At 68.7% G+C, this 22,941-nt stretch carries 26 protein-coding genes; 17 read left to right on the top strand and 9 right to left on the bottom strand.

The window, feature by feature from the left end; translation table 11 throughout:
• The first annotated feature begins 155 nt into the window (after positions 1-155).
• Positions 156-1,787: an IS200/IS605 family accessory protein TnpB-related protein gene (locus OHA64_RS13275; protein WP_405612449.1), complete on the top strand. Its 1,632-nt coding sequence runs from the start codon at positions 156-158 to the stop codon at positions 1,785-1,787.
• Positions 1,788-2,008: 221 nt separating this feature from the next.
• Here OHA64_RS13275 and OHA64_RS13270 read toward each other — a convergent pair whose 3' ends face one another.
• Both OHA64_RS13270 and OHA64_RS13265 read right to left on the bottom strand, forming a co-directional pair.
• On the bottom strand, positions 2,009-2,704 hold the full coding sequence (locus tag OHA64_RS13270) for a hypothetical protein (protein WP_405612447.1): 696 nt from the start codon (positions 2,702-2,704) through the stop codon (positions 2,009-2,011).
• A 136-nt stretch (positions 2,705-2,840) separates the two neighbouring features.
• Positions 2,841-3,203: an ArsC/Spx/MgsR family protein gene (locus OHA64_RS13265; RefSeq protein ID WP_405612445.1), complete on the bottom strand. Its 363-nt coding sequence runs from the start codon at positions 3,201-3,203 to the stop codon at positions 2,841-2,843.
• Positions 3,204-3,378: 175 nt separating this feature from the next.
• Between OHA64_RS13265 and OHA64_RS13260 the strand changes: the two genes are divergently transcribed.
• Positions 3,379-3,693 (top strand): hypothetical protein, encoded by a 315-nt coding sequence (locus tag OHA64_RS13260; protein ID WP_405612443.1) that lies wholly within the window; start codon positions 3,379-3,381, stop codon positions 3,691-3,693.
• Positions 3,694-3,869: 176 nt separating this feature from the next.
• Here OHA64_RS13260 and OHA64_RS13255 read toward each other — a convergent pair whose 3' ends face one another.
• The 4 genes from OHA64_RS13255 to OHA64_RS13240 all read right to left on the bottom strand — a co-directional run bounded on the left by OHA64_RS13255 (position 3,870) and on the right by OHA64_RS13240 (position 7,093).
• Entirely contained in the window at positions 3,870-5,054 is a 1,185-nt protein-coding gene (locus OHA64_RS13255) for a winged helix DNA-binding domain-containing protein (RefSeq protein WP_405612441.1), read from the bottom strand.
• Positions 5,055-5,181: 127 nt separating this feature from the next.
• On the bottom strand, positions 5,182-5,766 hold the full coding sequence (locus OHA64_RS13250; RefSeq protein WP_405612439.1) for a hypothetical protein: 585 nt from the start codon (positions 5,764-5,766) through the stop codon (positions 5,182-5,184).
• Between the two features lies 1 nt (position 5,767).
• Complete coding sequence (gene htpX / locus OHA64_RS13245) at positions 5,768-6,688, bottom strand: zinc metalloprotease HtpX (protein WP_405612437.1); 921 nt, start codon at positions 6,686-6,688, stop codon at positions 5,768-5,770.
• Positions 6,689-6,835: 147 nt separating this feature from the next.
• Positions 6,836-7,093 carry a hypothetical protein gene (locus tag OHA64_RS13240; protein WP_405612435.1) on the bottom strand — a complete coding sequence of 86 codons (258 nt, stop codon included), beginning with the start codon at positions 7,091-7,093 and terminating at the stop codon, positions 6,836-6,838.
• Positions 7,094-7,484: 391 nt separating this feature from the next.
• On the opposite strand from OHA64_RS13240, the gene OHA64_RS13235 reads away from it, so the two are divergent.
• Complete coding sequence (locus OHA64_RS13235) at positions 7,485-8,678, top strand: PIN domain-containing protein (RefSeq protein ID WP_405612433.1); 1,194 nt, start codon at positions 7,485-7,487, stop codon at positions 8,676-8,678.
• Between the two features lie 342 nt (positions 8,679-9,020).
• On the opposite strand, the gene OHA64_RS13230 is transcribed toward OHA64_RS13235, so the two are convergent.
• The 3 genes from OHA64_RS13230 to OHA64_RS13220 all read right to left on the bottom strand — a co-directional run bounded on the left by OHA64_RS13230 (position 9,021) and on the right by OHA64_RS13220 (position 11,445).
• Positions 9,021-9,890 (bottom strand): hypothetical protein, encoded by an 870-nt coding sequence (locus OHA64_RS13230; protein WP_405612431.1) that lies wholly within the window; start codon positions 9,888-9,890, stop codon positions 9,021-9,023.
• A gap of 128 nt (positions 9,891-10,018) precedes the next feature.
• Positions 10,019-10,690, bottom strand: coding sequence for an AAA family ATPase (locus OHA64_RS13225; RefSeq protein WP_405612429.1), 672 nt, complete (start codon positions 10,688-10,690; stop codon positions 10,019-10,021).
• On the bottom strand, positions 10,687-11,445 hold the full coding sequence (locus OHA64_RS13220; protein WP_405612427.1) for a GntR family transcriptional regulator: 759 nt from the start codon (positions 11,443-11,445) through the stop codon (positions 10,687-10,689). The genes OHA64_RS13225 and OHA64_RS13220 overlap by 4 nt, the downstream gene beginning before the upstream one ends.
• A 352-nt stretch (positions 11,446-11,797) precedes the next feature.
• On the opposite strand from OHA64_RS13220, the gene OHA64_RS13215 reads away from it, so the two are divergent.
• From OHA64_RS13215 to OHA64_RS13150, 14 genes are all read left to right on the top strand, one after another.
• Positions 11,798-11,962: a hypothetical protein gene (locus OHA64_RS13215; RefSeq protein WP_405612425.1), complete on the top strand. Its 165-nt coding sequence runs from the start codon at positions 11,798-11,800 to the stop codon at positions 11,960-11,962.
• Positions 11,963-12,091: 129 nt separating this feature from the next.
• Positions 12,092-12,361, top strand: a complete 270-nt coding sequence (locus tag OHA64_RS13210; RefSeq protein WP_405612423.1) for a DUF6284 family protein — start codon at positions 12,092-12,094, stop codon at positions 12,359-12,361.
• The gene (locus tag OHA64_RS13205; RefSeq protein WP_405612421.1) at positions 12,358-12,804 is read left to right on the top strand and encodes a Pycsar system effector family protein; all 447 of its coding nucleotides are present in this window, start codon (positions 12,358-12,360) and stop codon (positions 12,802-12,804) included. Before OHA64_RS13210 ends, OHA64_RS13205 begins: the two co-directional genes overlap by 4 nt.
• Positions 12,801-13,901, top strand: a complete 1,101-nt coding sequence (locus OHA64_RS13200; protein ID WP_405612419.1) for a conjugal transfer protein — start codon at positions 12,801-12,803, stop codon at positions 13,899-13,901. Before OHA64_RS13205 ends, OHA64_RS13200 begins: the two co-directional genes overlap by 4 nt.
• A complete protein-coding gene (locus OHA64_RS13195) occupies positions 13,901-14,248 on the top strand; it encodes an RRQRL motif-containing zinc-binding protein (protein ID WP_405612417.1) in 348 nt (115 codons plus the stop codon). Before OHA64_RS13200 ends, OHA64_RS13195 begins: the two co-directional genes overlap by 1 nt.
• 2 nt (positions 14,249-14,250) lie before the next feature.
• The gene (locus tag OHA64_RS13190; RefSeq protein WP_405612415.1) at positions 14,251-14,568 is read left to right on the top strand and encodes a hypothetical protein; all 318 of its coding nucleotides are present in this window, start codon (positions 14,251-14,253) and stop codon (positions 14,566-14,568) included.
• A gap of 2 nt (positions 14,569-14,570) precedes the next feature.
• The gene (locus tag OHA64_RS13185) at positions 14,571-14,906 is read left to right on the top strand and encodes a hypothetical protein (protein WP_405623961.1); all 336 of its coding nucleotides are present in this window, start codon (positions 14,571-14,573) and stop codon (positions 14,904-14,906) included.
• Between the two features lie 14 nt (positions 14,907-14,920).
• Complete coding sequence (locus OHA64_RS13180) at positions 14,921-17,098, top strand: FtsK/SpoIIIE domain-containing protein (RefSeq protein ID WP_405612413.1); 2,178 nt, start codon at positions 14,921-14,923, stop codon at positions 17,096-17,098.
• A 238-nt stretch (positions 17,099-17,336) separates the two neighbouring features.
• Positions 17,337-17,798, top strand: a complete 462-nt coding sequence (locus OHA64_RS13175; RefSeq protein WP_405612411.1) for a hypothetical protein — start codon at positions 17,337-17,339, stop codon at positions 17,796-17,798.
• An 88-nt stretch (positions 17,799-17,886) separates the two neighbouring features.
• Entirely contained in the window at positions 17,887-18,627 is a 741-nt protein-coding gene (locus tag OHA64_RS13170) for a DNA methylase (protein WP_405612409.1), read from the top strand.
• A 5-nt stretch (positions 18,628-18,632) separates the two neighbouring features.
• Positions 18,633-19,475 (top strand): bifunctional DNA primase/polymerase, encoded by an 843-nt coding sequence (locus OHA64_RS13165; RefSeq protein WP_405623960.1) that lies wholly within the window; start codon positions 18,633-18,635, stop codon positions 19,473-19,475.
• Positions 19,468-20,943 carry an ATP-binding protein gene (locus OHA64_RS13160; protein ID WP_405612407.1) on the top strand — a complete coding sequence of 492 codons (1,476 nt, stop codon included), beginning with the start codon at positions 19,468-19,470 and terminating at the stop codon, positions 20,941-20,943. Before OHA64_RS13165 ends, OHA64_RS13160 begins: the two co-directional genes overlap by 8 nt.
• A 431-nt stretch (positions 20,944-21,374) precedes the next feature.
• Positions 21,375-21,614, top strand: coding sequence for a helix-turn-helix domain-containing protein (locus OHA64_RS13155; protein WP_405612405.1), 240 nt, complete (start codon positions 21,375-21,377; stop codon positions 21,612-21,614).
• Between the two features lie 76 nt (positions 21,615-21,690).
• Complete coding sequence (locus tag OHA64_RS13150; RefSeq protein ID WP_405612403.1) at positions 21,691-22,917, top strand: tyrosine-type recombinase/integrase; 1,227 nt, start codon at positions 21,691-21,693, stop codon at positions 22,915-22,917.
• Positions 22,918-22,941 lie beyond the last annotated feature (24 nt).

Here is a 22,941-nt window from a genome sequence, read left to right as displayed (position 1 = left end):
AGTGCACGAGTGTGTTCTGGCATGCATGAGTGAGTGTCTGGGGTGTGGTGGGGCGTAGGGAACGGAAGTTCCCTCATCGAATGGGTGACCTTTGCGGGCGGTGCTCGTTGACTGCGGTGACAGGGGGCCTTCGAGCCGCGGGCGGGGGTGGACGGGTGGGCGGGCTGAGGGAGTTGGTGGCGGCGTTCGTGGTGCCCGGTCCGGCCGGTGTGGCGGTGCGGGACCGGCTGCGGGTGAGTGAGTCGGACGCGGCTGTACTTGCCGGGGTGGGGATGTTCCTGGGTTCGCTGGCGGCCGGGGATCTCGCTGTACGGTCCCGGCAGGGGCCGGCGCATGATGCGGCCTCCTGGGCGGTGCGCAAGCGCGAGCTGACAGGGAAGTCCTCGGCACGCTGGGCGGGCAGTATCACCAAGGCCACGCATGATCAGTGGGCGCTGGCGCGGCGTGGACAGGCCGCCCACATGGCCTGGCTGCGGAGGCAGATCGACTCGGTCGAGGCGCGGCTGTCCCGGCCGCTCGGTGCCAAGGCCGACAAGAGGGACGGCCTGGTACGCGGTTACGGTTCGCGTGGTGAGTGGCATGCCAAGTCCCGCCGCCTGCAGACGTTGAAGGGCCGGCTCGCGGTGGTGGAGGCGGACTGGGCGGCGGGCCGGGTGCATGTGGTGCGCGGCGGCAAACGCCTCGCGAACACCCGTCACCACTTGGAGGCGGCCGGGCTGGCCGAGCAGGAATGGAGGGAGCGCTGGCGGGCGGAGCGGATGTTCCTGGCCGCCGACGGAGAGTCCGGCAAACGCTTCGGCAACGAAACGATCCGTGTCACCGACACCGGGCAGGTCTCCCTCAAGCTCCCGGCCCCGCTGGCCCACCTGGCCAACGCACCCCACGGCCGGTATCTGCTGGACGCGACCGTACGGTTCCAGCATCGAGGGCAGGAGTGGCTGGACCGGATCGCCGCGAACCGGGCGGTGGCCTACCGCATCCACCACGACCCGGTACGCGGACGCTGGTATGTCACCGCCTCCTGGCAGCGCGCCGCCACCCCCGTCTTGCCATGGGAGGCGGCGCTGGCCCGGGGTGTGGTGGCGGTGGACATGAACGACGACCACCTCGCCTGCTGGCACCTCGACGTGCACGGCAACCCGGTCGGCGAACCCCAGCGCTACTTCTACGACCTGACCGGCACCGCCCAGCACCGGGACGCGCAGATCCGGCACGCCCTGACCCGGCTGCTGCACTACACGCGCCGTTGCGGGGTGGCCGCGATCGCCATCGAGGACCTCGACTTCCGCGAGGGCACAAGCCGGGAGAAGCACGGCCGCAACAAACGCTTCCGCCGCCTGCTCTCCCGCTTCCCCACCGCGAAACTGAAAGCCCGGCTGATCTCGATGGCCGCCGAACAGAACATCGCGATCGTTGCGGTCGACCCCGCCTACACGAGCCGGTGGGGTGCCCAGCACTGGCAGAAACCACTGACCACACCGACTCGCAAGACGTCCCGGCACGATGCGGCGAGCATCGCGGTCGGGCGACGCGCCCTCGGGCATCCGATCAGGCGACGGACGGCACCGCCCCACGACGACCAGAGTGATCGTCGTGGGCATCGGACCGTCCAGGCCCGACCGGACACCCGGCGGCGTGAGGGACCCCGCCCCCGTAGCCCCGGACCACGGACGCGATCCGTGTCACCGGACACGGAGCGAAAGCGGGCGACCAGGACATCCAACACCGGTCGGGATGTCCGCAGCGACCAGGTATGGGTCCAAGACTCACTCCTGCTCACTGATTAGGAACGGTTGAGAAGCCCTGCACGGGGTCAGGAGCCCCGCTCGGGAACCCTCCGAGGCGGCCTCCCGAACCCCGTTCACGCGGGGAAGCGGTCCCGGACCTCGACTGGCTCCCGCTCCAGGAGGCGGCCGCCAGCTTCCCCTCCGTAGTGAAGCCGGTGACCGACCCGCGTCCGGCGCCGGGCCCTGGGCCGCCGCCTCAGCGGTTTCCTACGTGGACAGCCTCACCCGACCTTCTCGATCACGGCTCGGCGGATCAGGAACTTGCCGGGCTCACGGACCTGTTCGAAGGCCGCGTTGTTCAGCAGGGCGCAACTGCCGGAGACCGAGGTGACCTCCACCGTCGTGGACTTGTTGTTGTCCAGGTTGGTGACCTTCAACCTGGTGCCCGCCGGGAACTGGTTGCTGGACGCGGCCGGGGCGCCGTCCTCGCCGGACAGGGTGACAGTCGAGCCGTTGCACACCTGCTCTCCGGTGACGGCGGCATCGCCACCGTTCCCCGCGGCCGGGGGCTGCGAGGCGGGGGCGCTGTTCGCGGGCTGACCGGCCTGCGGTGGCGGAGCGGTCTGCGAGGGCTGCGTCGCCTGCGAGGGCTGCGTGGCCTGGGAGCCCTGAGCCGACTCCCCGGCGACGCAACCGGACCCCTCCTGCTGGCGCTCGATCTGAGCGATGACCGCCTCGCGGTTGGCGATCCTGGCCTCGGACTGGGCGTCCGGAGCGGCCTGTTGATCCGCGATGAACTTCTGGTTGTTGCCGAGGGCGGTGGCGAGGCCCTGACAGACGGTCGACTCCGCGGCCGTCTGCGGAGCGGCGGCGTTCGAGGTGCTCGCCATGACGAAGGCGCCACCTCCCGCCACCGCTGCCGCGCTCACCAGCAGCGCGATCTTCTTTCTGGTGCCGAGAGTTCTCCTACGCGACATGCGCGCCTCCTGGGAGGTCGGGGAGCGTGCGCCGCTATGTACGAGATACCGAACGATGTTACTCAGCGGTTACAGGAGTCACTTGAAGTAACCTGCGTCACATGGGAGTTGGGGTGTCCTTTGGTGCGCGGGCCGGCTAGCGACGGGACACGGCATCCCGCACGGCCTCGTCACTGCGGGCCACCAACGCCGTCCCGTCCTCCGCCGTGATGATCGGACGCTGGATCAGCTTCGGGTGCGCGGCGAGCGCCTCGATCCAACGGCCGCGGGCGCTCTCGTCACGCGGCCACTCCTTCAGCCCGAGTTCCTTCGCGACGGCCTCCTGGGTCCGCGTGATGTCCCAGGGTTCGAGACGCAGACGGTCCAGTACGCCCCGGATCTCGTCCTCGCTCGGTACGTCGTCCAGGTAGCGGCGGACGGTGTAGTCCGCACCTTCGGCGTCGAGCAGTGAGACGGCGCTGCGGCACTTGGAGCAGGCCGGGTTGATCCAGATTTCCATGCCGCCCACGGTACGCGAAAACCCGTTCTCCACGTGCGCCCCAGCAACCCCGAAAGCCCTTGTGGCCAGGGCCTTTTGTCAGTGGTGGGCAGTAGAATAGAAGCAGTGTTCGAGGGTGTTGCCGGGTTCGCCGATGTCCCCGGCGTGGCGCCCTGACCGCGACAGGAGGATGCCTGTGCCCGCTGCCGCACTGAAGCCGAAGCCGTTGCCGACCCAGTCCACCGCGAAGCGTGCCGTTCTGCTCGACATGCCCTACGGGCCGGTGGAGAAGCGGCCGTTGCCCCCGGGGCGTCCGCGTGAGTGGTACGTGAGCCACAACCGGCGTCTCAAGGCGATGCGCCTTGCGATCGCCCTGCTCGACTCGGGTGTGTACCTGCCCAACCAGGCACGCAACGAGACGATCCGGAGCGCTGCCGAGATGATCGGTGTGCATCCGCCGTCGGACACCACGTGCCACATGGTGCGGGCGCTGATGCGGTACTCGAGGTGAGCCGTGGCGCCGGGCATCCTGTGTACTCAGGGCGCCCGGCGCCGTTGCCCGCCCGCTTCAACGCCCGCCCGCTCCAACGCCCGTACATCCAACGTCCGTACAACCCACGCCTGCGTGGGCCGTTCCCGTACAAGCCCGTTGCCGTACAGCCCGTTTCCGTATGGCCGCTCCCGCTCCTAGCTCGCCAACTCCTTCTCCAGCGGCGTCCGGAACCGCGGCGTCACTCTCGTCGCCCCCACCCAGCCCCGTAGCCGCTCCGCCTCCACCGCGATCGCGGCCCGCGCCTGACGGCCCACGCCGTCGGTGTCGAGGATCCGCCAGACGATCTCGCCGTCCGGCCGCTGGGCCCACCCGCCCACCACCCGGCCGTTCCACCACACCGTCGGCCCCACGTTGCCGCTGCCGTCGAACAAGGCACTCCGCAGCTCCGGCGCGAGGTACCAGTCCCGCTGCTGCCACCCCATGGCCGTCGGATCGAGCCCGGGCAGCAGCGCGGCCCAGGGTTCCGTGGGCCCCGTCACCGGGTCGGTGTCGCCGTCGACGACATGGCCGACGCCCTCGTCCAAGGACACCGTTTGTGCCCCGATCGCCGACAGGGCCCGGCGGACCTCCGTGACCCGCCATCCGGTCCACCACTTCAGGTCGGCCTCCGTGGCCGGGCCGCAGGCGGTGAGCCAGCGGCGAAGGAGGGCCGCCTGGGCCTCGGCCGGGTCCAGTTCGGGGTGCGCGGGGGCCACCGCCCAGCGGAACTGGCTGGAGGTCCAGGACCCGAGCGGCCGGCCCCGGACGACCCTGCCCTCGACGCCCAGCACTTTCAGCAGGCGCGTGGAGACGGTGTGGACGCCCTCGTAGCGCTTCCCGGCCGCGTACACGAACTGCTCCCGCAGACGCGGTTCGTCCTTGGCGAGCTCCGCCGCCGTCGCCTGGCCGCGCCGGGCCAGCGCGGCCAGTGCCGACTCCTCGACCTCCTTGAGCCAGGCCGCGTCCGGCGCCCCGGCCGTCGCCATGTGCTTCAGCAGCGCGGCCCGCTCCCGGGCCGCGACCGTGAGCCCGGTGGAGGCGTGCACCACCGCGGTCAGGTCCGTCGGGAACACGAAGACGGTGTGCCGCATGCCGTGCATCCGGACCAGCGCGCGATCCTCGTACAGCGCCCGGCCGGTCTCCCGCACCGTGCGCGCCGGGTCCGCGAGCCGTGCGCCCACCGCCAGATACACCGTCGCGGGATCCGTGCCGTGCAGGGCGACCAGGGAGGCGGCCACCTCCTCCGGGGTCGCCGCCCGGGCCGCCGCGGTCAGCCGGTGCCGCAGCGCGAGCCGCGCCCGCCGCTCCGCCACGTCGATGTACCGCTCCCCGCCGCCCATGCCGGCCTCCGCCCTCGCCCGTCACGTCCTCCGTGAGGGCATCCTGCCCGACACCACTGACAATCGGGCGGCACGACGGCCGTCAAGGGAGGTCACCCGGTTCGCCGTACCCGGCCGTGGCCCCCGGTCACAGACCGGGGGCGCCCCACACCGGGAACCAGCGGTTGAGGTCCTGCTCGATCCGCACGTCGTTCGAGAGCGCCGCCTTCACCCGCAGCTCGAGCGCGTTGTCGCGCCGCTGTCCCTGAGCGGGCAGTGGCGCGAAGGGGTAGAAGGTGCCCCGTTTGTACAGGTAGACCAGCGCGAGCGACCGGCCCTGGGGGTCCTGGAACCCGGCCAGCGAGCACAGCAGCTGCGGCCCGAAGCCGTTGACCTCCATGGAGCTGTTCACCGCGTGCAGATCGTTGACCAGCAGCGGCAGCTGGTCGGGGGCGCGCTCCGACACCAGCCACGAGTACCCGTACTCGTCCCGTCGCAGTTCCACCGGCGGACCGTCGCGGTCGGTGTCCGCGTCCAGCAGGGCCTGCACCTCGCGGTGGGTCTGCTCGAAGGCCGCGCCCTCCACGGTGGCGAAGCACACCGCGCCGCGCCCGGTCGCCGTGAAGGAGGTGGTCGCCTCCAGCGTCACCGCCGCCGAGGGCAGCGCGAAGAGCTGGTCGAGATCGGGCACGACCGGCTTCGTACGGCCGAGCAGGATGTCCAGCAGCCCCACCTCAGCCTGCCCTCCCCGGGGTCGTCGCCTCACCCAGTTCGCCGGAGATCCTGCCCAGCTGTTCCAGCCGCTGCTCCAGACTCGGGTGGGTCGAGAACAGCCGCGCGACGCCCGGCTCGGAACCCAGCGCCGGGGTGAAGTAGAAGGCGTTGAAGGCCTGCGCCGTCCGCAGGTCCTTGGTCGGGATCCGGGCGATGTCGCCCGAGACCTTGGTCAGCGCGGACGCCAGCGCCGAGGGGCGGCCGGTGAGCAGCGCCGCCGCCCGGTCCGCCGCCAGCTCCCGGTACCGGGACAGCGCCTTGATCAGCAGGAAGCTGATCGCGTACACGGCCGCCGACACCCCCATCACGGCGGCGAAGATCACAGCCGTGTTCTGGTCCCTGCGCCCGCCGCCGAAGATCTGCGAGTAGAAGGCGAACCGCACGACCAGCCCGGCGATCACCCCGAGGAAGGACGCGATGGTGATCACCGCGACGTCCTTGTGCGCCACGTGCGACAGCTCGTGCGCGAGGACGCCCTCCAGCTCCGCGGGCTCCAGCCGCCGCAGCAGACCGGTGGTGACGCAGACGACCGCGTTGTCGGGATTCCGGCCGGTCGCGAACGCGTTCGGCATGTCCATCGCCGACACGGCGATCACCGGTTTGGGCATGTCGGCGATCGCGCACAACCGGTCGACCACGGCGTGCAGTTCGGGATACTCCTCCCGCTGCACCACTCGCCCGCGCATCGCGAACAGCGCGATCCGGTCGGAGAACCAGAACTGCGCGACGAACATCACCGCGATCAGTCCGACGACCAACAGCCACGACTTCAGCAGCACGATCAGCGCGACGACGAAGGCCACGTACAGCAGCCCCAGCAGAAACATGGTGACCGTCATCCGCACGGTCAGTCGTCGGTCGCTCCTAAAGCGGCTCTGCATCTCGCATCACCCCGCACTCAGGCACTCGTCCCACAGCCCAGTGTGCACCCGCCCCAGCCATGAAGCGGTCGCGATCAGCTCTAGGACCAGCAAAGGCTCAGGTCGGGGGTGACGGCCGGAATCTCCGACTACGGAGCCGGTGGGGGGCTAGTACGGCGCCCGGAAGTTCGCGTACCCCAGCAGCAGAATGATCGCCGCCACGCTCCCGAGCACGACGACCGTCGAGATCCACGAGGACCGGCGCGGTCCCGAGCTATCCGGATCGGCGCGGAACGGCTGCGGCCGAGGCGGGTTCTCCTTCCAGCGCGCGGCCAGCATCCGGGCCCGCGCGGAAGGCTCCTTGTGCTCGGCGCTGTCGGCCCACCTGAGGTCGAACTCCCGCTCCGCGTCGTCCTGTTCGGGCATCCCCGCATCCCCCGTCATTCGTCTCGAACAGCTGTGCAGGAAACCATACGACGACGCCCCCGCCCTGAGTAATCAGGAGCGGGGGCGCCGAACGGCTCACGCGGGGAGGCGTGGTCCGATCACACGTCGAAGAAGTGATGGTGCGGCGCCGCTACCTTGGAGCCCTGGTCGCGGAGTCGCTCTGACCGGCGGGAACGCGGTCGTTGTCTGTCGTCGTTGGTAGTCGTTGGCCGCCCCCGGACGGCCCAGAGACGGCCCGGCGGTTCGCATGGCTCATGTGGGGGAAGCCGCTCGGCCGCTTCCACTCTCGACCACCGGCTGTGCCCGGCTGTCAGATCTTGAGAGAGTGTGGCCGTAGGACCCCGATCCGAGGAAGGCGGAGCCACTCACCTTGATCATTCTGGACGCGAACATCCTCTTCAAAGGGCCAGACACCGTCACGACAGACCTGCTCAAGACCATTCGGGCCGCGGGCGCAGAGAAGGTGGGCATTCCCTCGGTAGCGCTGGAGGAGCTTGTGGCCCAGCGCGTCAACCCATATCGGGAACGGTACGCGGCGGCCTCGGCAGCGTGGAAGAAGATCGCCGAAGACACCCCGTGGTCCCTGCCGCAGGAACTCCCCCGCGTGGACATCGACCGGTATGCCCGCCACTGGCGTCAGCGGTTTGAGTCAGTTGCCGACAATCTGGCGGCCGACGCAGACATCCTCGACGAGGCGCTGGCCCGAGAGATGAACGTTCTACCTCCGTGCAAGCTCGTAGGCGCCGATGCAGATAACAAGGGTCATAAGGTTGGAGCGAGGGACGCAGCAATCTGGCTCACCGCGGTCAGTTACGCGCGGGCTCACCCCGACGAGACGATCTATTTCGTCAGTGCCAACACTCACGACTTTGGCAACGGCGCCCCTTATCGGCACCCAATGAATGAAGATCTTGCAGGGATAGAGGATCGGTTTGTTCATCTTACGAACATGAACGAACTGGTCGATCGTTTCACTAAGGGGACGGCACCGGATAATGACGCGGTCAAAGCAGTACTTGAATCGCCAAACACTGCTCGCCTCATAGGGCGCGAGGCATTCAGGCGGATGCGAAGCTCGCGTTTCCGTCACACAAACCTAACGAGGGCCCGTTTCGAGTGCATCGATACGGAAGCGGACGATGAGGGTCCCGCTATCGCCCGGGGCTGGATCAACGAGCCGCTCGGCTCGCTGGAGCAGATCGGGGAGGCAAAGGCACACAGCATCGAGGACCACGTCTGGTCCTCGGTGGAGGCGCGATGGACCCTCGTCGGCATCGCCGACCTCCGCAGGCGGGGACCGCGGTTGATCGTGTGCTCCTGGCAGACGCGCATCCTTATCAGCACAACCAAGCAGGGCGCGGAGCCGTCATTGCTGAGGTCTGAATCGCCACAGCTCCCCTCGGCTGAAGTGCTGGAAGAGGTGACTCCGCTGGTCTCTCGCATGGTCCGCCCTGAGAGCGCAAGGCAGTTTCTTGAGGATGAGCGAGCTGCCAAGATACGTCAGCAAGTCGAGTGGGATGCGATGGCGGATGCGATGGCAGAAGAAGACGCAGACAGTGAGTAGTCCAGGTCTGCCTGTGAGCCGCGACCTTGCAACTGCTGTGGTTGCGTCGAGGGAGAAGTCGGCCAGGCGGTCGCACTAAAGGGACTAGCCGTGCTCTTACGGCAGGCAGCCCCAACGGTCGCCTGCCGGACGAGTTCGAAAGAGTAAGGGTGAACCTTCCTGTTCAAGTGACTGTCGAGCAGGAAGCCAAGCAGCGATAGCCCGCATGTGCCCGACGGTCGTAGGGGCACCGTTTTAGGAGTTCATCCGGGTGATCCAGTGATCAGGGTGTGGCTTTCTCTGCCTGCTCTGACCCGTGTGCGGCTGGCCACCCGAATACAGCAACGTGCGCCGGTGTTGCCGTCAGCTAGTGCCGTCAGACGCTTTGTCCACAGCATCGCGCGCAGCAGCAAGAAAATCCCCCCGAGCCTGCAACAGGGTGCTGTGGCTGTTCATCAACGAGTCGAATAGCACCTGTGGATGCGTCGTTTCGTTTACAAGCAGCACAATCCCATAACTGCGAAAGTCTGGCACTTCGCGCAGGAGGCTTAAGGCAGTGTCCTGCAGTTCACGTAGACGCGATGGTCCGAGTTCGTTGCCTAAGTCATGGTCTAGAGACTCGTCGTCCGGCGAATACCTGGTGACTATTGATGATATTTCGCTGGTTATGTCAAGGAAGGAGTTAAGTGGATCGTCTGGGGGTCTTGCGGCACATTCAGTCCGGATGACGTACTCGGCTTGATCTGCTTCGGCCTTCTGTACGTGTACATCGACATAGTGCCCGCAAGCACTCACCAGCGAAGCGGCGTATGTGGCAGGAGTGTCCGGACCCTCTAGCTGCACGACGAGTGCGGCTCCTCGCACGGAAGTCATTGCCTCGGAAATTGCAGCATTCTGAGTGGCGAACACGTTCTGTTCGACGCGCCATGCAAGGTTGCCCGACGTGAGAAGGGTGCCTGCGGTCTCCACGTTATGAGCTGCAAGAAGGAGTGCTGCGTATGCGTCGCGGCGTAGGCCGCGACGCCACTGAGAATGTGCGTTGGATGCTTCCGCGCGGACAGAGTCAAGGGCGGCGCGGTAAGCCGAGTTGGCCTGGGTGACGGCTGCCCGACTTGTCTCCTCTGCGGCGCGCATGGCGCCTCGCATCTGCCAGCGTCCGACGAGAGCAGTGATGGGAATGCTTACGGCTGCGACAGTGGCAGCCGAGACGGCGCCAATCCCCTGCAAGTCCATGATCTGATGATGCCGCAACATCCTGCCGGACCGGGAGAGTTGTTGTGCTCGCTCGGCCGCTGACCTTGCTCAGCCGTGCACGGAGGCTGCTGCTGGCCCATGCCATGGTGGGGACGCGCGCCTCAGGGTCAGACGGCGTCCAGCGTAGCGATCACGGCCGAAGGATCGCCGTCGTACGTGAGATGTGGTTCGTCCGGTCCAGGAGGTACGAAGCGGGTGCGGTACCGCCGAAGGTCACTTTCGGAGAAGTAGATCGAATTTGGATCGTGTGCGTGAGCCTCATTGCGCTTGCTGACCCTGGACCAGAGTTCATCGTGGCTTGCTTCGAGATAGACGAGCACCGGGATTGCGCCGGTTTCGGTCGCCATGGCTCGCCATCGGTTGCGGTCGTCCGGGGTCCAGAAGCCATGGTCGACCACGACGTCGTGACCTGCTCGAAGTAGTTCCCGTAGCTCAACCGCCAGGTCCTCAAGGACCGGACGCTCTAGGGTAGGGAAAGTACCTCGGGGGAAGTCCACCCCGTACACCCCGTGACGTCGGTACATCTCCTCATCCGGGCACAGGCGCAGGAACCCGCGCGCCGTGAGGGTGCGGGAGAGGGTGGTTTTGCCGGAACCGGGGAGGCCGGCCATAAGGACGCAGAACGGAGGGCGTGTGGGCATCGGTCTCGTGAGGGTCTGGGAGATCGCAGACATCTCCGCTTCGGCTTCGGGGGTGAGCTGGCCAGTACGGCGAGCGGCAAGCAGAGTGCCCATGCGATCTTCCAGCACACTCATGAGCGTGTCGTCGATGGCTGTCACGGGGAAACTTCCGATTCTGTCTGCCAGGTGCGACCGGGGCCTCCAAGGTCGACGCCGTACTCCACGACGTTGCCCTCGCTGTCGATGAACTTCGCTGTCATCACGACCACGGGTTCCGTGGGCGGATTTTCAGGATCCAGCTCCAGGACTTGCGCATCCTCCGCTGTCAACAGGCGCGCTGAGGCGGTGTCGATTCGATGAGTGATCGGGAGGCCGGTCAACTCGGCGATGAGCTGGAGCGATGTACCCCCGGTCAGTCGCTCGCTCACCGCCAACTGCGGGATCAGCTTCCCGTACCGAGCCGGGATCCAAGACGTACTGTGCGCCACGATGCCGTGCCGGTCCCTGTACACCCGGCGTCGGCGGATCACGTCGGAGCGCGGCTCAATGCCGAGTGCCTGCGCCACGTCTGGAGGCGCAGGCACTACAGCGGCCTGGTGCGAGTCGGACCTTTCGCCTGATCCCCAACTTGAGCCAGTACGGCGGCCCCGGTCCTGACGTTGAGATCCCGAGGACATGGGAGCGGGTCGGTCCAGAACTTCCGTCCCGATCCCATGGATCCCCCTGACTAGACCCTCGTTGCGCAGCTTGCGTAGCGCCTTCTCGGCCGTTGCGGTGCTCACGCCCCACTCCTCCGAGAGGTTCTTAATGCTGGGCAGGAGTGATCCCGGCGGTAGCTGGCCGGACTCGATCAGCTCTGCGTAGTGGGCGGCAATCTTTGCGTACGGCGCCCGATTGTCGGCCTGACCGGCCATTTCGTCAGCTCCCTTGTCTGCTCTTCCCTGCGGTTCCCTAGCTTACTGCTTGACACCGCAGGGAACCCTAGGGAACCCTAAGGATGTGTTCGGAGGAAAGCCCCGCCCCGTGGGGTGAGTACGAAGTGAGCGCTTGTGCCTTGAGAACTGAACAGCGTGCTGAGGGAAGCCGCCCCACCTCTGCGAGCAAGAGGGCGGCGTGCGTGGGGTTCTGTCCCTGCGTGCGAGTACAGCGCGACTCGACCTTTCCGCAGCTCGACTGCTGCGGCCGGTTGCCTCCGCTGCTCGTCTCGTACGAGCAGCGCTGAGGGGAGCCGGGAAAGACCCGAGCTCACATCCGAGAGGGGCCCTCATGGGCGACAAAAAGAGCGGAGCCGTCTTCAACTTCGGTGACGGTGACGTCACCTTCGGTGGGTCCGTGGTGCTGGGTGACCAGGTGGGCGTGTCCGGCGGTGTCGTCTACGGCGACGTCGTGATGGGCGAGGGCGTCAGCACCGAGGACACCGACAGCGAGTAGAACCGCACCCCATGCTTCACCGCCGCGTGTGGTTCACGCGGCCTTCCATCATCAACGGCGCGCGGCCCCGGAGGTGCAACTCCGGGGCCGCTTTCGGGCCGTACCACCTGCGAGGGAGAACGCGACCCAATGAAGCACATCGTCACTGTTCAGGACGCTGTTACCGCGTTCGCCGACTTCATGGAGCCGACGGCCGCTGAGCTGGACGCGATCGAGCAGGAGATGCCCGTCATCCTGGCGGACGTCGACCTGCTCGACGCGCAGATCCTCACCCTCGACCGCACCCCGACCGAGCTGGACGCCCGCCGCATCCGCCGGGCCCGCCGCCGGGCGCTCGCCGCCCGGGTCGCGCTGGTCAACCGCGCGGCCGACACGAGCCTTCCCGGGGGCGCGGCATGAGCGCGACCGACAGGAACCTGACCGCCGCTCACGCTGAGGTGAAGGCGGAGATCACGCGGACCGACACCAAGACCGCGCTGTTGCTGGCGTTCGTCGGCGCGGTCCTCGCCGGCGCCTGGACGATCGCCCGCGATGTGCCGCTGAACTGGCCCGGCATCGTCACGGGGGGCCTCGGTCTGGTGCTGCTGGTCGCGGCGGCCGGTCTGCTGCTGCGGTCGGTGCGCCCCAACCTGGGTGGCCGACATGGCTTCCCGCTGTGGGCGACCCTCACGCCGGAGCAGATCACCGACGCGGTCGCGCGTGACCTGGCTGCCGACATCGCAGGCCTGTCCCGGCTGGCGGTCGTGAAGTTCACGTGCCTGCGCCGTGCGGTCGACCTCACCATGACCGGCGGCGCCCTGCTCATCCTCGCCGCCCTGCTCACCGCCGGGGGTACCCGATGAGCAGTACGAAACTGACCCGGGTACAGATCGGTGTCCTGACGGCCGCGTTCGTGCCGATGCTGGCCACGGGCGTGTTCGGCGGGATCGGCACGTACAGCAACATCGGCCACGCCTACGGCAAGGGCACCGCGCTCGGGGCGCTCGCCGCCGGTGAGGGTGCCACCGCCGTGCTCGCCCTGGTCCTGCTGGGACTGACCATGCTGGGCCAGTCCTCCCCGCGCATCGTCCGGCTCGGGCTGTGGGCGCTGCCGGCCGCCGCCGCCGTGATGGGAGCGATGGCCGCCCCCGACCCCGGGCGGACGGTCATCTACGCCCTGACCCCGATGGGCATGTCCGTCTCAGCTGAGGGCATGGCGTTTTTGGCCCGGCGGATCGTGGTGCACACCGACGGCCGCGACGCGGAGAACGAGCGGCGCACGGCCGATCTGGTGCAGGCGCTCGCCTACCATCGTGCCCGCGCCACCCAGCACCCCAGTGACCGGGTCAAGAAGTGGTCCGAGCGGAAATCGTGGCGCCTGGCCCGCAAGGTCGGGGTCGGGGATGTGGCGCTCGGATCGAGGCTGCTGGACGTGCAGCGCGACCGCGTCACCGCCGGTGCGGACGCCGCGCTCGCCTCGATGTTCGGCGGCATCGCCTTCGATCCCACCCCAGTCACTAATGCGGAGGAATCAGTCAAGACCGATATGAAACGGTCTATGGCTGACCTGCCCGAATCGAGTCCGGACCCGGTCGTCACGCTCACCCGGCTCACGGTGCCCGATCCGGTCGCGGTCGACCTGGGCAAGTCGACTCCTCCGCTCAAGCCGCTCCCGGTCGACCCCGCCCCGGTCGCCTCGATCGAGCGGCGCGCGGTAGCCGCTGAGTCGACCTCCCCCCGTCGCGCCACGGGCCGTGTCCCGGATGCGGCGAAGCCGCGTCGACCGAAGCGCACGCCGGATCAGTTGCTCGCTGAAGCGCGCAAGGTGACGGCCGATTGGCCTGACGAGAAGGTGACCGGCGAGGGCATTCGCCGCGCGGTGCGCACGTCGCCGGCGAACGCCCGATCGCTGCGGGACACCCTGCTCGCCGAACGCGCCGCATCGGCTGAGGCCGCGTAGTGGGGGCGCTGCCGGTGTTCCGGTGGCGCCTGGCCCCGGATGGCTACGCCACCCGCCGCCAACTCCGCGCCCTGGACCTGCGCCCCGGTGGTCAGGACGTGGCCGCTCAACTGGAGCGGCCGCGCCGCCGCCGGCCGCCGCTGGTCGCCTACCTCTACCGCGTCGACCTGGCCCAACCGGTCCGGCCCATGACGCCCGGCCGGTGGGCGGCGCTGGCCAAGGCCAATACCGCGCGCCGCACCTGCCCCAAGTGCCTTCGGGATGCCGGATACGTCATCCCCCCATCGCTCGGCATGTGCGGGAGCTGCGCCTTCCCCGACAACTCCGACTCTCCGAGGAGTGCTTGACCATGGGTAAGCCCGACACCCGCCGTCTGGACCGCGAGATCCAGAACACACAGCGCAAGCTCGAAGCGGTCCGCCGTGAGGAGATGTGGCCGCTGACCGGTGCCGAACGCCGCGCGGTCCTCGGTGCTCTGGCAGGTGGCTCCTACCGCGTGATGCGGGGCAAGAGCACCGGCCGTCAGGAACGGCGGCTTGAGACCGTGTGGGACTCGGTCCTGACCCGGCTGACGGCCGAGATCACCGCGTTGCAGAAGGAGCGGGGGCGGATCGTGGCCGAGGCCGCCACCGCCAAGGCCGCCAAGAAGTCCTCGGGCTGGTGGTGAGCATGGACCGCCGCTGCCCCGCCGCCCACCCGGAGGACCCGACGCCCTGCGCCGGGCCGGTCGCCGTGACCGTGCTGGACGTCCACAACGCCGGGGCCGACGGCTGCGAGCACCACGGCGCCCGGCTGCTGGCCTCCCTGGAACGAGGCCGTGTCTACGCCCTGCCCGACGCGCCGCCCGGCGCCGCGATCCGCGTGCACAAGGCCGCGAGCGGTATCCGCCCGTTCTGCTGGGCCGACGGCCCGCGTACCGAGCCGTCCCAGCTCAGCGCGATCGAGAACCGCGCCCGGAACGACCGCGGCCCTGCCTTCCCCTCTCCCGCCCCCTCGGGCCAGTAAGGAGACCTTCCCTCATGACCGAACTCGCCCCGGACGGCCCCGACATGGGAACCGTCCACCACCTCGACGACCACCGGACCCCCCGCACCGACGGGGCACCGGTCGACCTCACCAAGCCGCCCCTGGCGGCCGTACGGGCAAGCCCGGACGCCCCGGCGGAGGGTGAGGCCGTCGACCGGGCAGACAACCCGCTGGCCGACTGGCTCACCGTCCCGGACGCCCCCGTCCTGCCCGCATGGGCACGCTCACGCGCGGCCGTCCTCGCCAACACCCGAGCATTCGTCCGCCTCACCTGGTGGCACACCCGCTACCACGGCTTCCGCACCCCCAAGTACCTGGTCAAGACGGTGCTGTTGGCCGCGCGTGGCTTCTTCCGGGCCACAGCCGGTCTGTGGCCGACGCTGTCCGCGCAGGACCACAGCGCCACCGTCAAAGCCCTGCGCGTGCAGGTGAAGGCCCGGCCCGAAGACATCGACCTGGCCGCCCGGTTGCAGGCCGCGCACTACGCCCGTACCCAGACCCGGCGTTGGCGGTTCGGGGCCGCCGCCGCGGCGGTCACCGCGGCGGCCGTCGGGATAGCGCTGGCGCCGCCGCTGCTTCAGGCAGGAGCGGCCGCCGCCGTCGTCACCCCGCTGGCCTACCTGGGCCGCGGAAAGGAAACCCGCCTCCTCGACCAGGCCGCGCCGCCGCTGCGGGTGGACATGTCCGCGCAGCAGCTCAACGACGCCCTGCGGGCCGCCGGCCTCCTCAAAAGCGGCGCCGGCAAGGACGAGAAGGACCTTCCGCGGGTGGCGTGCACCATGGGTCCGGTCCGTGACGGCCGCGGCTGGGCTGTGATCTTCGACCTGCCCCGCGGCGGCGGCAAAACCGCCTCCGACGTGCTCGCCAAGCGGGAAGTCATCGCGCAAGAACTCGGAGTCGACGAGATCCAGGTCATCATGTCCCGCGTCCGCGCGGCCAAGGGCGGCAACGCCGGCCGCGTCTCCATGTGGGTGGCCGACGATGACCCCTACCTCGGTCCGCTCAACCCGTCCCCGCTGGAGAAGGTGGAGAAGTTTTCCATCTGGGACGCGGTCCCCTTCGGGCAGGATGCCCGCGGCAACCGGATCAGCGTGCCGGTGATGTGGCAGTCGATGTTCTTCGGCGGTCTGCCGCGGCGGGGCAAGACGTTCTCGCAGCGGCTGCTGACCGCGGCCGGTCTGCTGGACGCCTACGTGCGTCACTACGTCGCGGACGGCAAGGGCGGCGCCGACTGGATGCCCATGAAGTCCGTCGCCCACCGCCTGATCATGGGCGCCGAAGACGACGCGATCGAAGCGCTCAAGGCCATGCTGCAAGAGCTGCTGGCGGAGATGGAACGCCGCTTCGCGCTGCTGCGGGACCTGCCCACCTCGGTGTGCCCGGAGGGCAAGCTCACCCCGGACATCATGGTCAAGTACAACCTGCCGGTCATCTTCGTGACCATCGACGAGCTGCAGGAGTACTTCACCGCGATGGAGCGCGAGGACCGTGAGCAGGTCATCAACGACCTGTGCCGCGTCGCCCGCCGCGGTCCGGCCGCCGGGTTCGTCTCCAACTTCGCCTCCCAGCGCCCCGACGCGGAGTCCGTACCGTCGAAGCTGCGGGAGATCATCACCATCCGCTACTCGACGCAGGTCGTCGACCGCACCAGCTCCGACATGGTCCTCGGCAAGGGCAAGGCCGCACAGGGCGCCGATGCGTCCGTGCTGTCCGAGGACCACAAGGGCGTCGGCGTGCTGGTCACCGGTCCCGCCTCGTACGTGACCGTGCGCGCCGACTACCTCGACGGCCCCACGTTCGCCACGCTGTGCCGCAAGGGCCGCGCCCTGCGCGAGGCCGCCGGACAGCTCACCGGCGACGCGGCCGGCGACGTCACCGCCGCAGCCGACGCGGCCGGTCTGACCGTGCCCGCGATCGTCTCCGACGCGCTGGAGGTCATGCGGCACTCGCCGCGCATGTTCACCACCGACCTGCTCGCCGGTCTCGTCAACCTCGATGAGGACGTCTACGGCGACTTCAACGCCGAGCGCCTCGCCTCAGAACTGGAGAGCGCCGGCGTTAAGCGGACCAGCAAGCAAGTCAAGATCAGCGGCGCGAACGGCGCCGGATACCAGCGGCGCGACATCGAAGCCGCCGTGCCCGCCGAAGTCCTGCTGAGCACCGGCAGGTAAAGGGCCCCCTCCCTACCCCGCCCCCTACCGGGCGCCCCCTCCAACCCGCCGCCCGTGGCTCTTCGTAGACGCCTCGGAGTAGAGGGGGCTCTTTACCCCGGTAGAGGGGCAGGTAGAGGGCTCTGACCTGCAAGGTAAGGCCGGTAAAGGGGGCCCGCGGCCCCTGCCCAACCCCCTCCACAACGCCCTCTCAAGGGCGCACCCCGCCACCCCGACCCAGCACCGGAAGGGACCCCGCATGTACCCCGAACACCACAGCCACGCGCCCGCCGAACGGGCCGTGACCGTCCACCAGCCCACCCCGCTCCCACGCGCCGTGGCCACGCCGACGCCGATGGTGCACGTGCAGCCGGAGGCCGTTCCGGCGGTGGCGAGCATCGTCCTCCCGGACGGCCGCGTCGTCACCGGCTACGCCATCAACCCCGCCCAGCCCGAACCGCTCGCGGCCAAGCCGCCCGTCTCACGGGCGGCGGTGAACGTCGCCCTCGGGGGCGTCGGATTCCTCGCCGTGTGCGGCGGACTGCTGCTGCTCACGTCATTCATCGCGGCCCTCACCGCGTTCATCACCCAACTGATCACCCTCGCCGCCGTCATCTTCGGCGGATGGATCGCCGTGCAGGTCTTCAGCACTGGCCACCAGGGCGGCAACACCTTCCATATCCGCAAGGCCGTGATCAAGCGCAACAAGTTCTACGGCTAGCTACGCCAAGAGCGGCCCCCGTCTCGCCAAAGTCCGGGGCCGCTCTTGTCCAACCCGTCCGCAACAGACCTGTTGGAGGTCTCCCAGCATGACGCAACCCACCATCATCCGGCGAGTGCCGGACACGTTCCTCCCGCGCTTCCGGGTGCTGGACGCCTACTCGTGCATCGGCGGCGCCACCAAGGGCATCAAGCGCGCGATCCCCGGAGTGCACGTCACCGGCGTCGACATCCAGGCACAGCCGGACTACTGCGGCGACGTCTTCCACCAGGGCGAGGCGATCGAGTACATCCGCGCCCACGGCCACGAATTCGACTTCATCCACGCCTCCCCGCCGTGCCAAGGGGAGGGCGCCCCGACCAAGGGCACCAACCGGGCGCGTAACGCGGCCATCGGCCGGACCTACCCCCGGCTCATCGCCCCGACCCGGGCCGCGCTGGAGTCGACGGGGCGGCCGTACGTAATGGAGAACGTGGCCGGCTCCGAGGTCCGCAAAGATCTGCGCCTGTGCGGCGAGATGTTCGGCCTGGGCGTGCTCATGCACCGCTACTTCGAGTTGGGCGGCTGGACCACCGCGCAGCCGGCCCACCCCCAGCACCGGGGCTACGTGCGCGGCTGGCGCCACGGCGTCTACCGCGACGGCCCCTACGTCGCCGCGTACGGCGCCGGCGGGGGCAAGGCCACCGTCGAGGAGATCCGCGCGGCCAAGGGCATCAACTGGTCGACCGATCACCTGAGGCTCCGGGAGGCGCTCCCGCCCGCCTACACCGAGTGGATCGCACGCGCCTACCTCGCCACCCTCGCCCCCCGGCTGGAGGTGGCCGCGTGAGCACGCTGCCCGAACCCCTGCAGACCGCTCTGGCGCTGGCGGCAGACGGGGTGCCGGTGCTGCCCCTACGTGCGGGCAAGGCGCCGTTCGGCAACTGCCACCGGTGCGCGAACAACGCGTGCGGCGGCCGGCCGAACATGAAGAGCGCGGGTCCGTGCCGGTGCCCCGGCGTCTGCCACGCCTGGGCCGCCGCCACCACCGACCCGGCCGTCCTCACCTCCCCGCCGTGGACGGCCGCATGGCGGCGAGCCGTCACCGTGGCGTATCACCCCGGCGCCGCCGGGCTGATCGTGGTGGACCTGGACAACGTGGCGGCCGTCGACTGGGCCCGCGAGACCCTGCCCGCCACGCGGGTCGTGGAGACGACGCGCGGTGAGCACTGGATCTACCGGGGCGCCATGTCGTCGCACAACGCGGTCCGCCCCGGCGTCGACATCAAGTCGACCATGTCCTACGCCCGGTGGCTGGGCCCCGGCACCGGCACCATGACCGCCCTGCCGGACATCGTCCGCACGCTGGCCGTGAAGGAGCCCACCGCAGTCCGACCGGCGGCCGTTACCGTGCCCGCAATGGCCAGGGGTGGGGAGTGCCCTCACCGCACGCCCGCCTACTTGGACCGTGGCATCGCCATGGCAGAGCAGCGCATCACCGCGGCTTCTACTGCGGTGCACGCCACCGTCTACCGGACGTTCCTCGCCGTGCTCTCCACGCACGGCCGGTGCGGCTGCCTCACCGAGGCGCACACCACGCGGCTGTTCAGCGCCGCGCAGGCCAAGGGCGAATCGGCCCGGCACTGCACCGACGCGTGGACCAACGCCCTGACCACGTTGGGACTGAGCCATGTCTGAGGACGAGAAGAATCCCGCCCGCGAAGTCATCGCGGACTACGCGCAGGCCTACTTCCGCTATTTCCGCACCGCCGACGGGACCGTGTACGCGCAGCGCAACGGCCACCCCGTGGCCCGGCCGATGCGCTCCCAGGGCACCACGGGCAGCCACCGCCAAGAACTCATCGTCGGCATGTACAGGGACGGGGTCGGCGTGTTCAACGGGACCGCGCTCAAGGAGGCATTGGACTTGATCGAAGCGCTCGCGCTGTACGAGGACACGCACGCCGTGAACATCCGCGTCGCCCCCGGGTTCGACGGGGCGACGTGGCTGGACCTGGGCCGCGACGACGGGCAGTCCGTTCGCATCCACCCCAGCGGCTGGGACATCCTCACCCCCGACCCGCGCGAAGTCTGCTGGCGGCGCACCCAGCTCACCGGGGAACTGCCCCTGCCGGCCAAGGACACCGACGGCAAGGGCATCGACCTGCTGATGCGTCTGTGTAACTTCGCCAACGCGGAGACCGAGTGCCTGGCCATCGCATGGCTGATCGGCTGCCTCGGGCCGTCCGTGCCCGTACCGGCTCCGTTCCTCACGGGGCCGCAGGGCGCGGGCAAGTCCACGGGTGGGCGGATGCTCGTGCGGATCATCGAGGGCATGAGCGGTGACCTTCGGCGGGCGCCGAAGGATGAGGAGAACTTGATCGCGGCGGTGGCGGCCGGATGGGTCACCGCCCTGGACAACCTCTCCCACATGACGCCGGATCTGTCCGACGCGATGTGCTGCATCGTGACGGGAGCAGAGAGCGTCAAGCGGGCCCTGTTCACCGACGGGGACGTGTTCCGCGTCGGCTACCGCCGCCCCCTGCTCCTCACCGGCATCGATGTAGGCGTCATCCGCCCCGACCTGGCGGAACGGCTTCTGCCGCTGCGTTTGGAGCGGCCCCGTGTCCGGCGTACCGAGGCCGAACTGTGGGCGGAGTACGCGGAGGTTTTGCCCGTCGTTCTCGGCTCTCTCCTCGATCTCACGGTCAAGGTCCGTGCAGCCGAGGCGGAGACCCCCACCGACCTGCGGATGGCGGACTTCGCCCACCTGTGCGCGCAGCTCGACGCGGCAACCGGCCTCGGGGCGCTCACCGCGTACCGGGCCAGTCTGGACGACCTGAACGACGACGTGATCGAGGGTGATCTCCTCGCTCAGACCGTCCTCAAGTATGCCGACACCATCGATCCGGGCGCGGCGCAGCGGATGACCTCCACCGAGTGGCTGCACTGCCTCAGTCGCCTCTACGCGGGCGAGGACTGCCGTCCCCTGCCCAAGGGCTGGCCGACCACGGGCAAAGTCCTCTCCGACCGGCTCAAGCGCCTCCAGCCGACGCTTGCCGCTCGCGGTGTCCTCATCGACACGGGCCGCACCAGCGAGGGCCGCTACCTCGAAATGACCCGCCCGGCCACCCCGCCCCCACACGAGCAGAAGCGGATGCTCTAACCCGCGATCCGCACGCCCGGACAAGCAAGAAGAGCACCAGCGGCGATGCGTGCTCCTCTTGCTGTTCGGCGGAACGCCGCCCAAGGTCGCGCCGCGCAGCGGCTCCTTCTTCACGCTTCGAGGCGGCACCGCACCGCAACAGACACCCCCTCTCTTGTCCTAAGAGGGAAGACGCTGCGTCATCTGCGTCATGAAAGCCGAAAAACGATCCCTGACCTGCGGGTACAGGCATGACGCAGACGGCGGAGTCTGCGTCATCCTGCGTCATCTGCGTCATCCGATGACGCAGACCATGACGCTGCGATGACGCACCCCCTAGCCGCTACGTCACACAAAGTCGCAGGTCAGAAGCCTAAATGACGCTGATGACGCAATGACGCAGAAATCCGCACCTCGGACAACGCGGCCTCGCCCTCCCCCCTGGAGTCCATATGGCAAAGCCGATAGCCCCCGCGCCCCTCGCCACTCTCCGAGGCGGCCTCCCCGACCGGTACCTCACCCCCGACGACATCGCCGACATGTTCGGCGTGCCGCTCGAAACCGTCTACCAGTGGCGCAGGAAGCGCACCGGACCCCCCGGGTTCCGTATCGGTAAGCACCTCCGCTACGACCCAGCCGATGTGCGCGCCTACGTCATGCAGCGCAAGAGCGCCTGCCAGGGCGCTGCGTAGCCAACCACGCCCCAGACAGCAGGGAGAGCCGCCGCGGGTGTCTCTCCCTGCTGCATGTCGAGAGGACCGCCGCCGTATGGCTGGCCACATCCAAGACCGTTGGTACAAGACCGAGACGGCATCCAACGGCAAGACGATCAGGACAAAGACCGACCGTTACGGCACGGGCTTGCGCTACAGGGCCCGCTACGTCGCTCCGGACGGAAGCGAGCGCAGCAAGTCGTTCCCGGACAAACAGAAGCGTCTCGCGGAGGCTTGGCTGACGCAGATCGCGGCTGACATGACCCGAGGCCAGTACATCGACCCGTCGGCCGGCAAGGAGACGTTCAGGGAGTTCGCGACTCAATGGCTGGCATCCCAGACCACGGACCCTTCCACCATCGTGAACATGGAGCTGAGGTTCCGGCTGCACGCCTTTCCCTACATCGGTTCTCGCTCCCTGAGCGCGTTCCAACCCGGCCATATCCGCACGTGGGCACGGGCCCTCGCAGACTCCGGCATGGCACCCTCGTATCAGCGGACTGTCTTCGCCAACGTCTCCGCCGTGTTCGGCGCCGCCGTGGATGACGGCATTCTGACCCGGAATCCCTGCCGTGCAGGCTCCGTACGGGCGCCCAAGCTGGACCGGCGGAAGATCAAGCCGTGGACGCGTGATCGGGTGGTCGCCGTCCGGGGCGGACTTCCGAGCCAGTACGCGACGGCCGTCGACGTCGGGGCTGGGTGCGGTCTGAGGCAGGGGGAGATCTTCGGGTTGGCCGTCGACGAAGTCGACTTCGTCGGGGGAGTGGTGCACGTCATGCGACAGGTCAAGCTGGTCGGCCCACAGATGGTGTTCGCCCCACCCAAGGGCGGCAAGCTGCGAGACGTTCCGCTTCCCGACGTGGTGTCGGATGCGCTTGCCGCGCACATCACCCGTCGGCCCCCTATCGACGTCACCTTGCCGTGGAAGACCCCGGACGGGCCACCGGTCACAGCGAAGCTGCTGTTCTACTCGCGGGAGCGTAAGGCGCTGAACCGGAACTACTTCAACATGTACCTGTGGAAACCGGCATTGGTCTCCGCTGGCGTTATTCCGGAGCGGTTGCCGGGTGAGAAGTTCACACAGTCACGCGATCACGGCATGCATGCCCTACGGCACTACTATGCGTCAGTGCTTCTGGACGCGGGGGAGAGCGTGAAAGCGCTTGCCGAGTTCCTGGGTCACGCCGATCCAGGGTTCACCTTGCGGACGTATACGCACCTCATGCCCAATAGCCAGGCGCGAGCGCGCAAGGCCGTGGATCAAGCGCTGGGTGAAGCGTAGCGATGCATGGATCGCGGCGACGGT

Source organism: Streptomyces sp. NBC_00076 (assembly GCF_045041235.1).
GTDB lineage: Bacteria > Actinomycetota > Actinomycetes > Streptomycetales > Streptomycetaceae > Streptomyces.
Note: the sequence above shows the minus strand (reverse complement) of the source record. Positions and strands in the feature narration are given on the sequence as shown.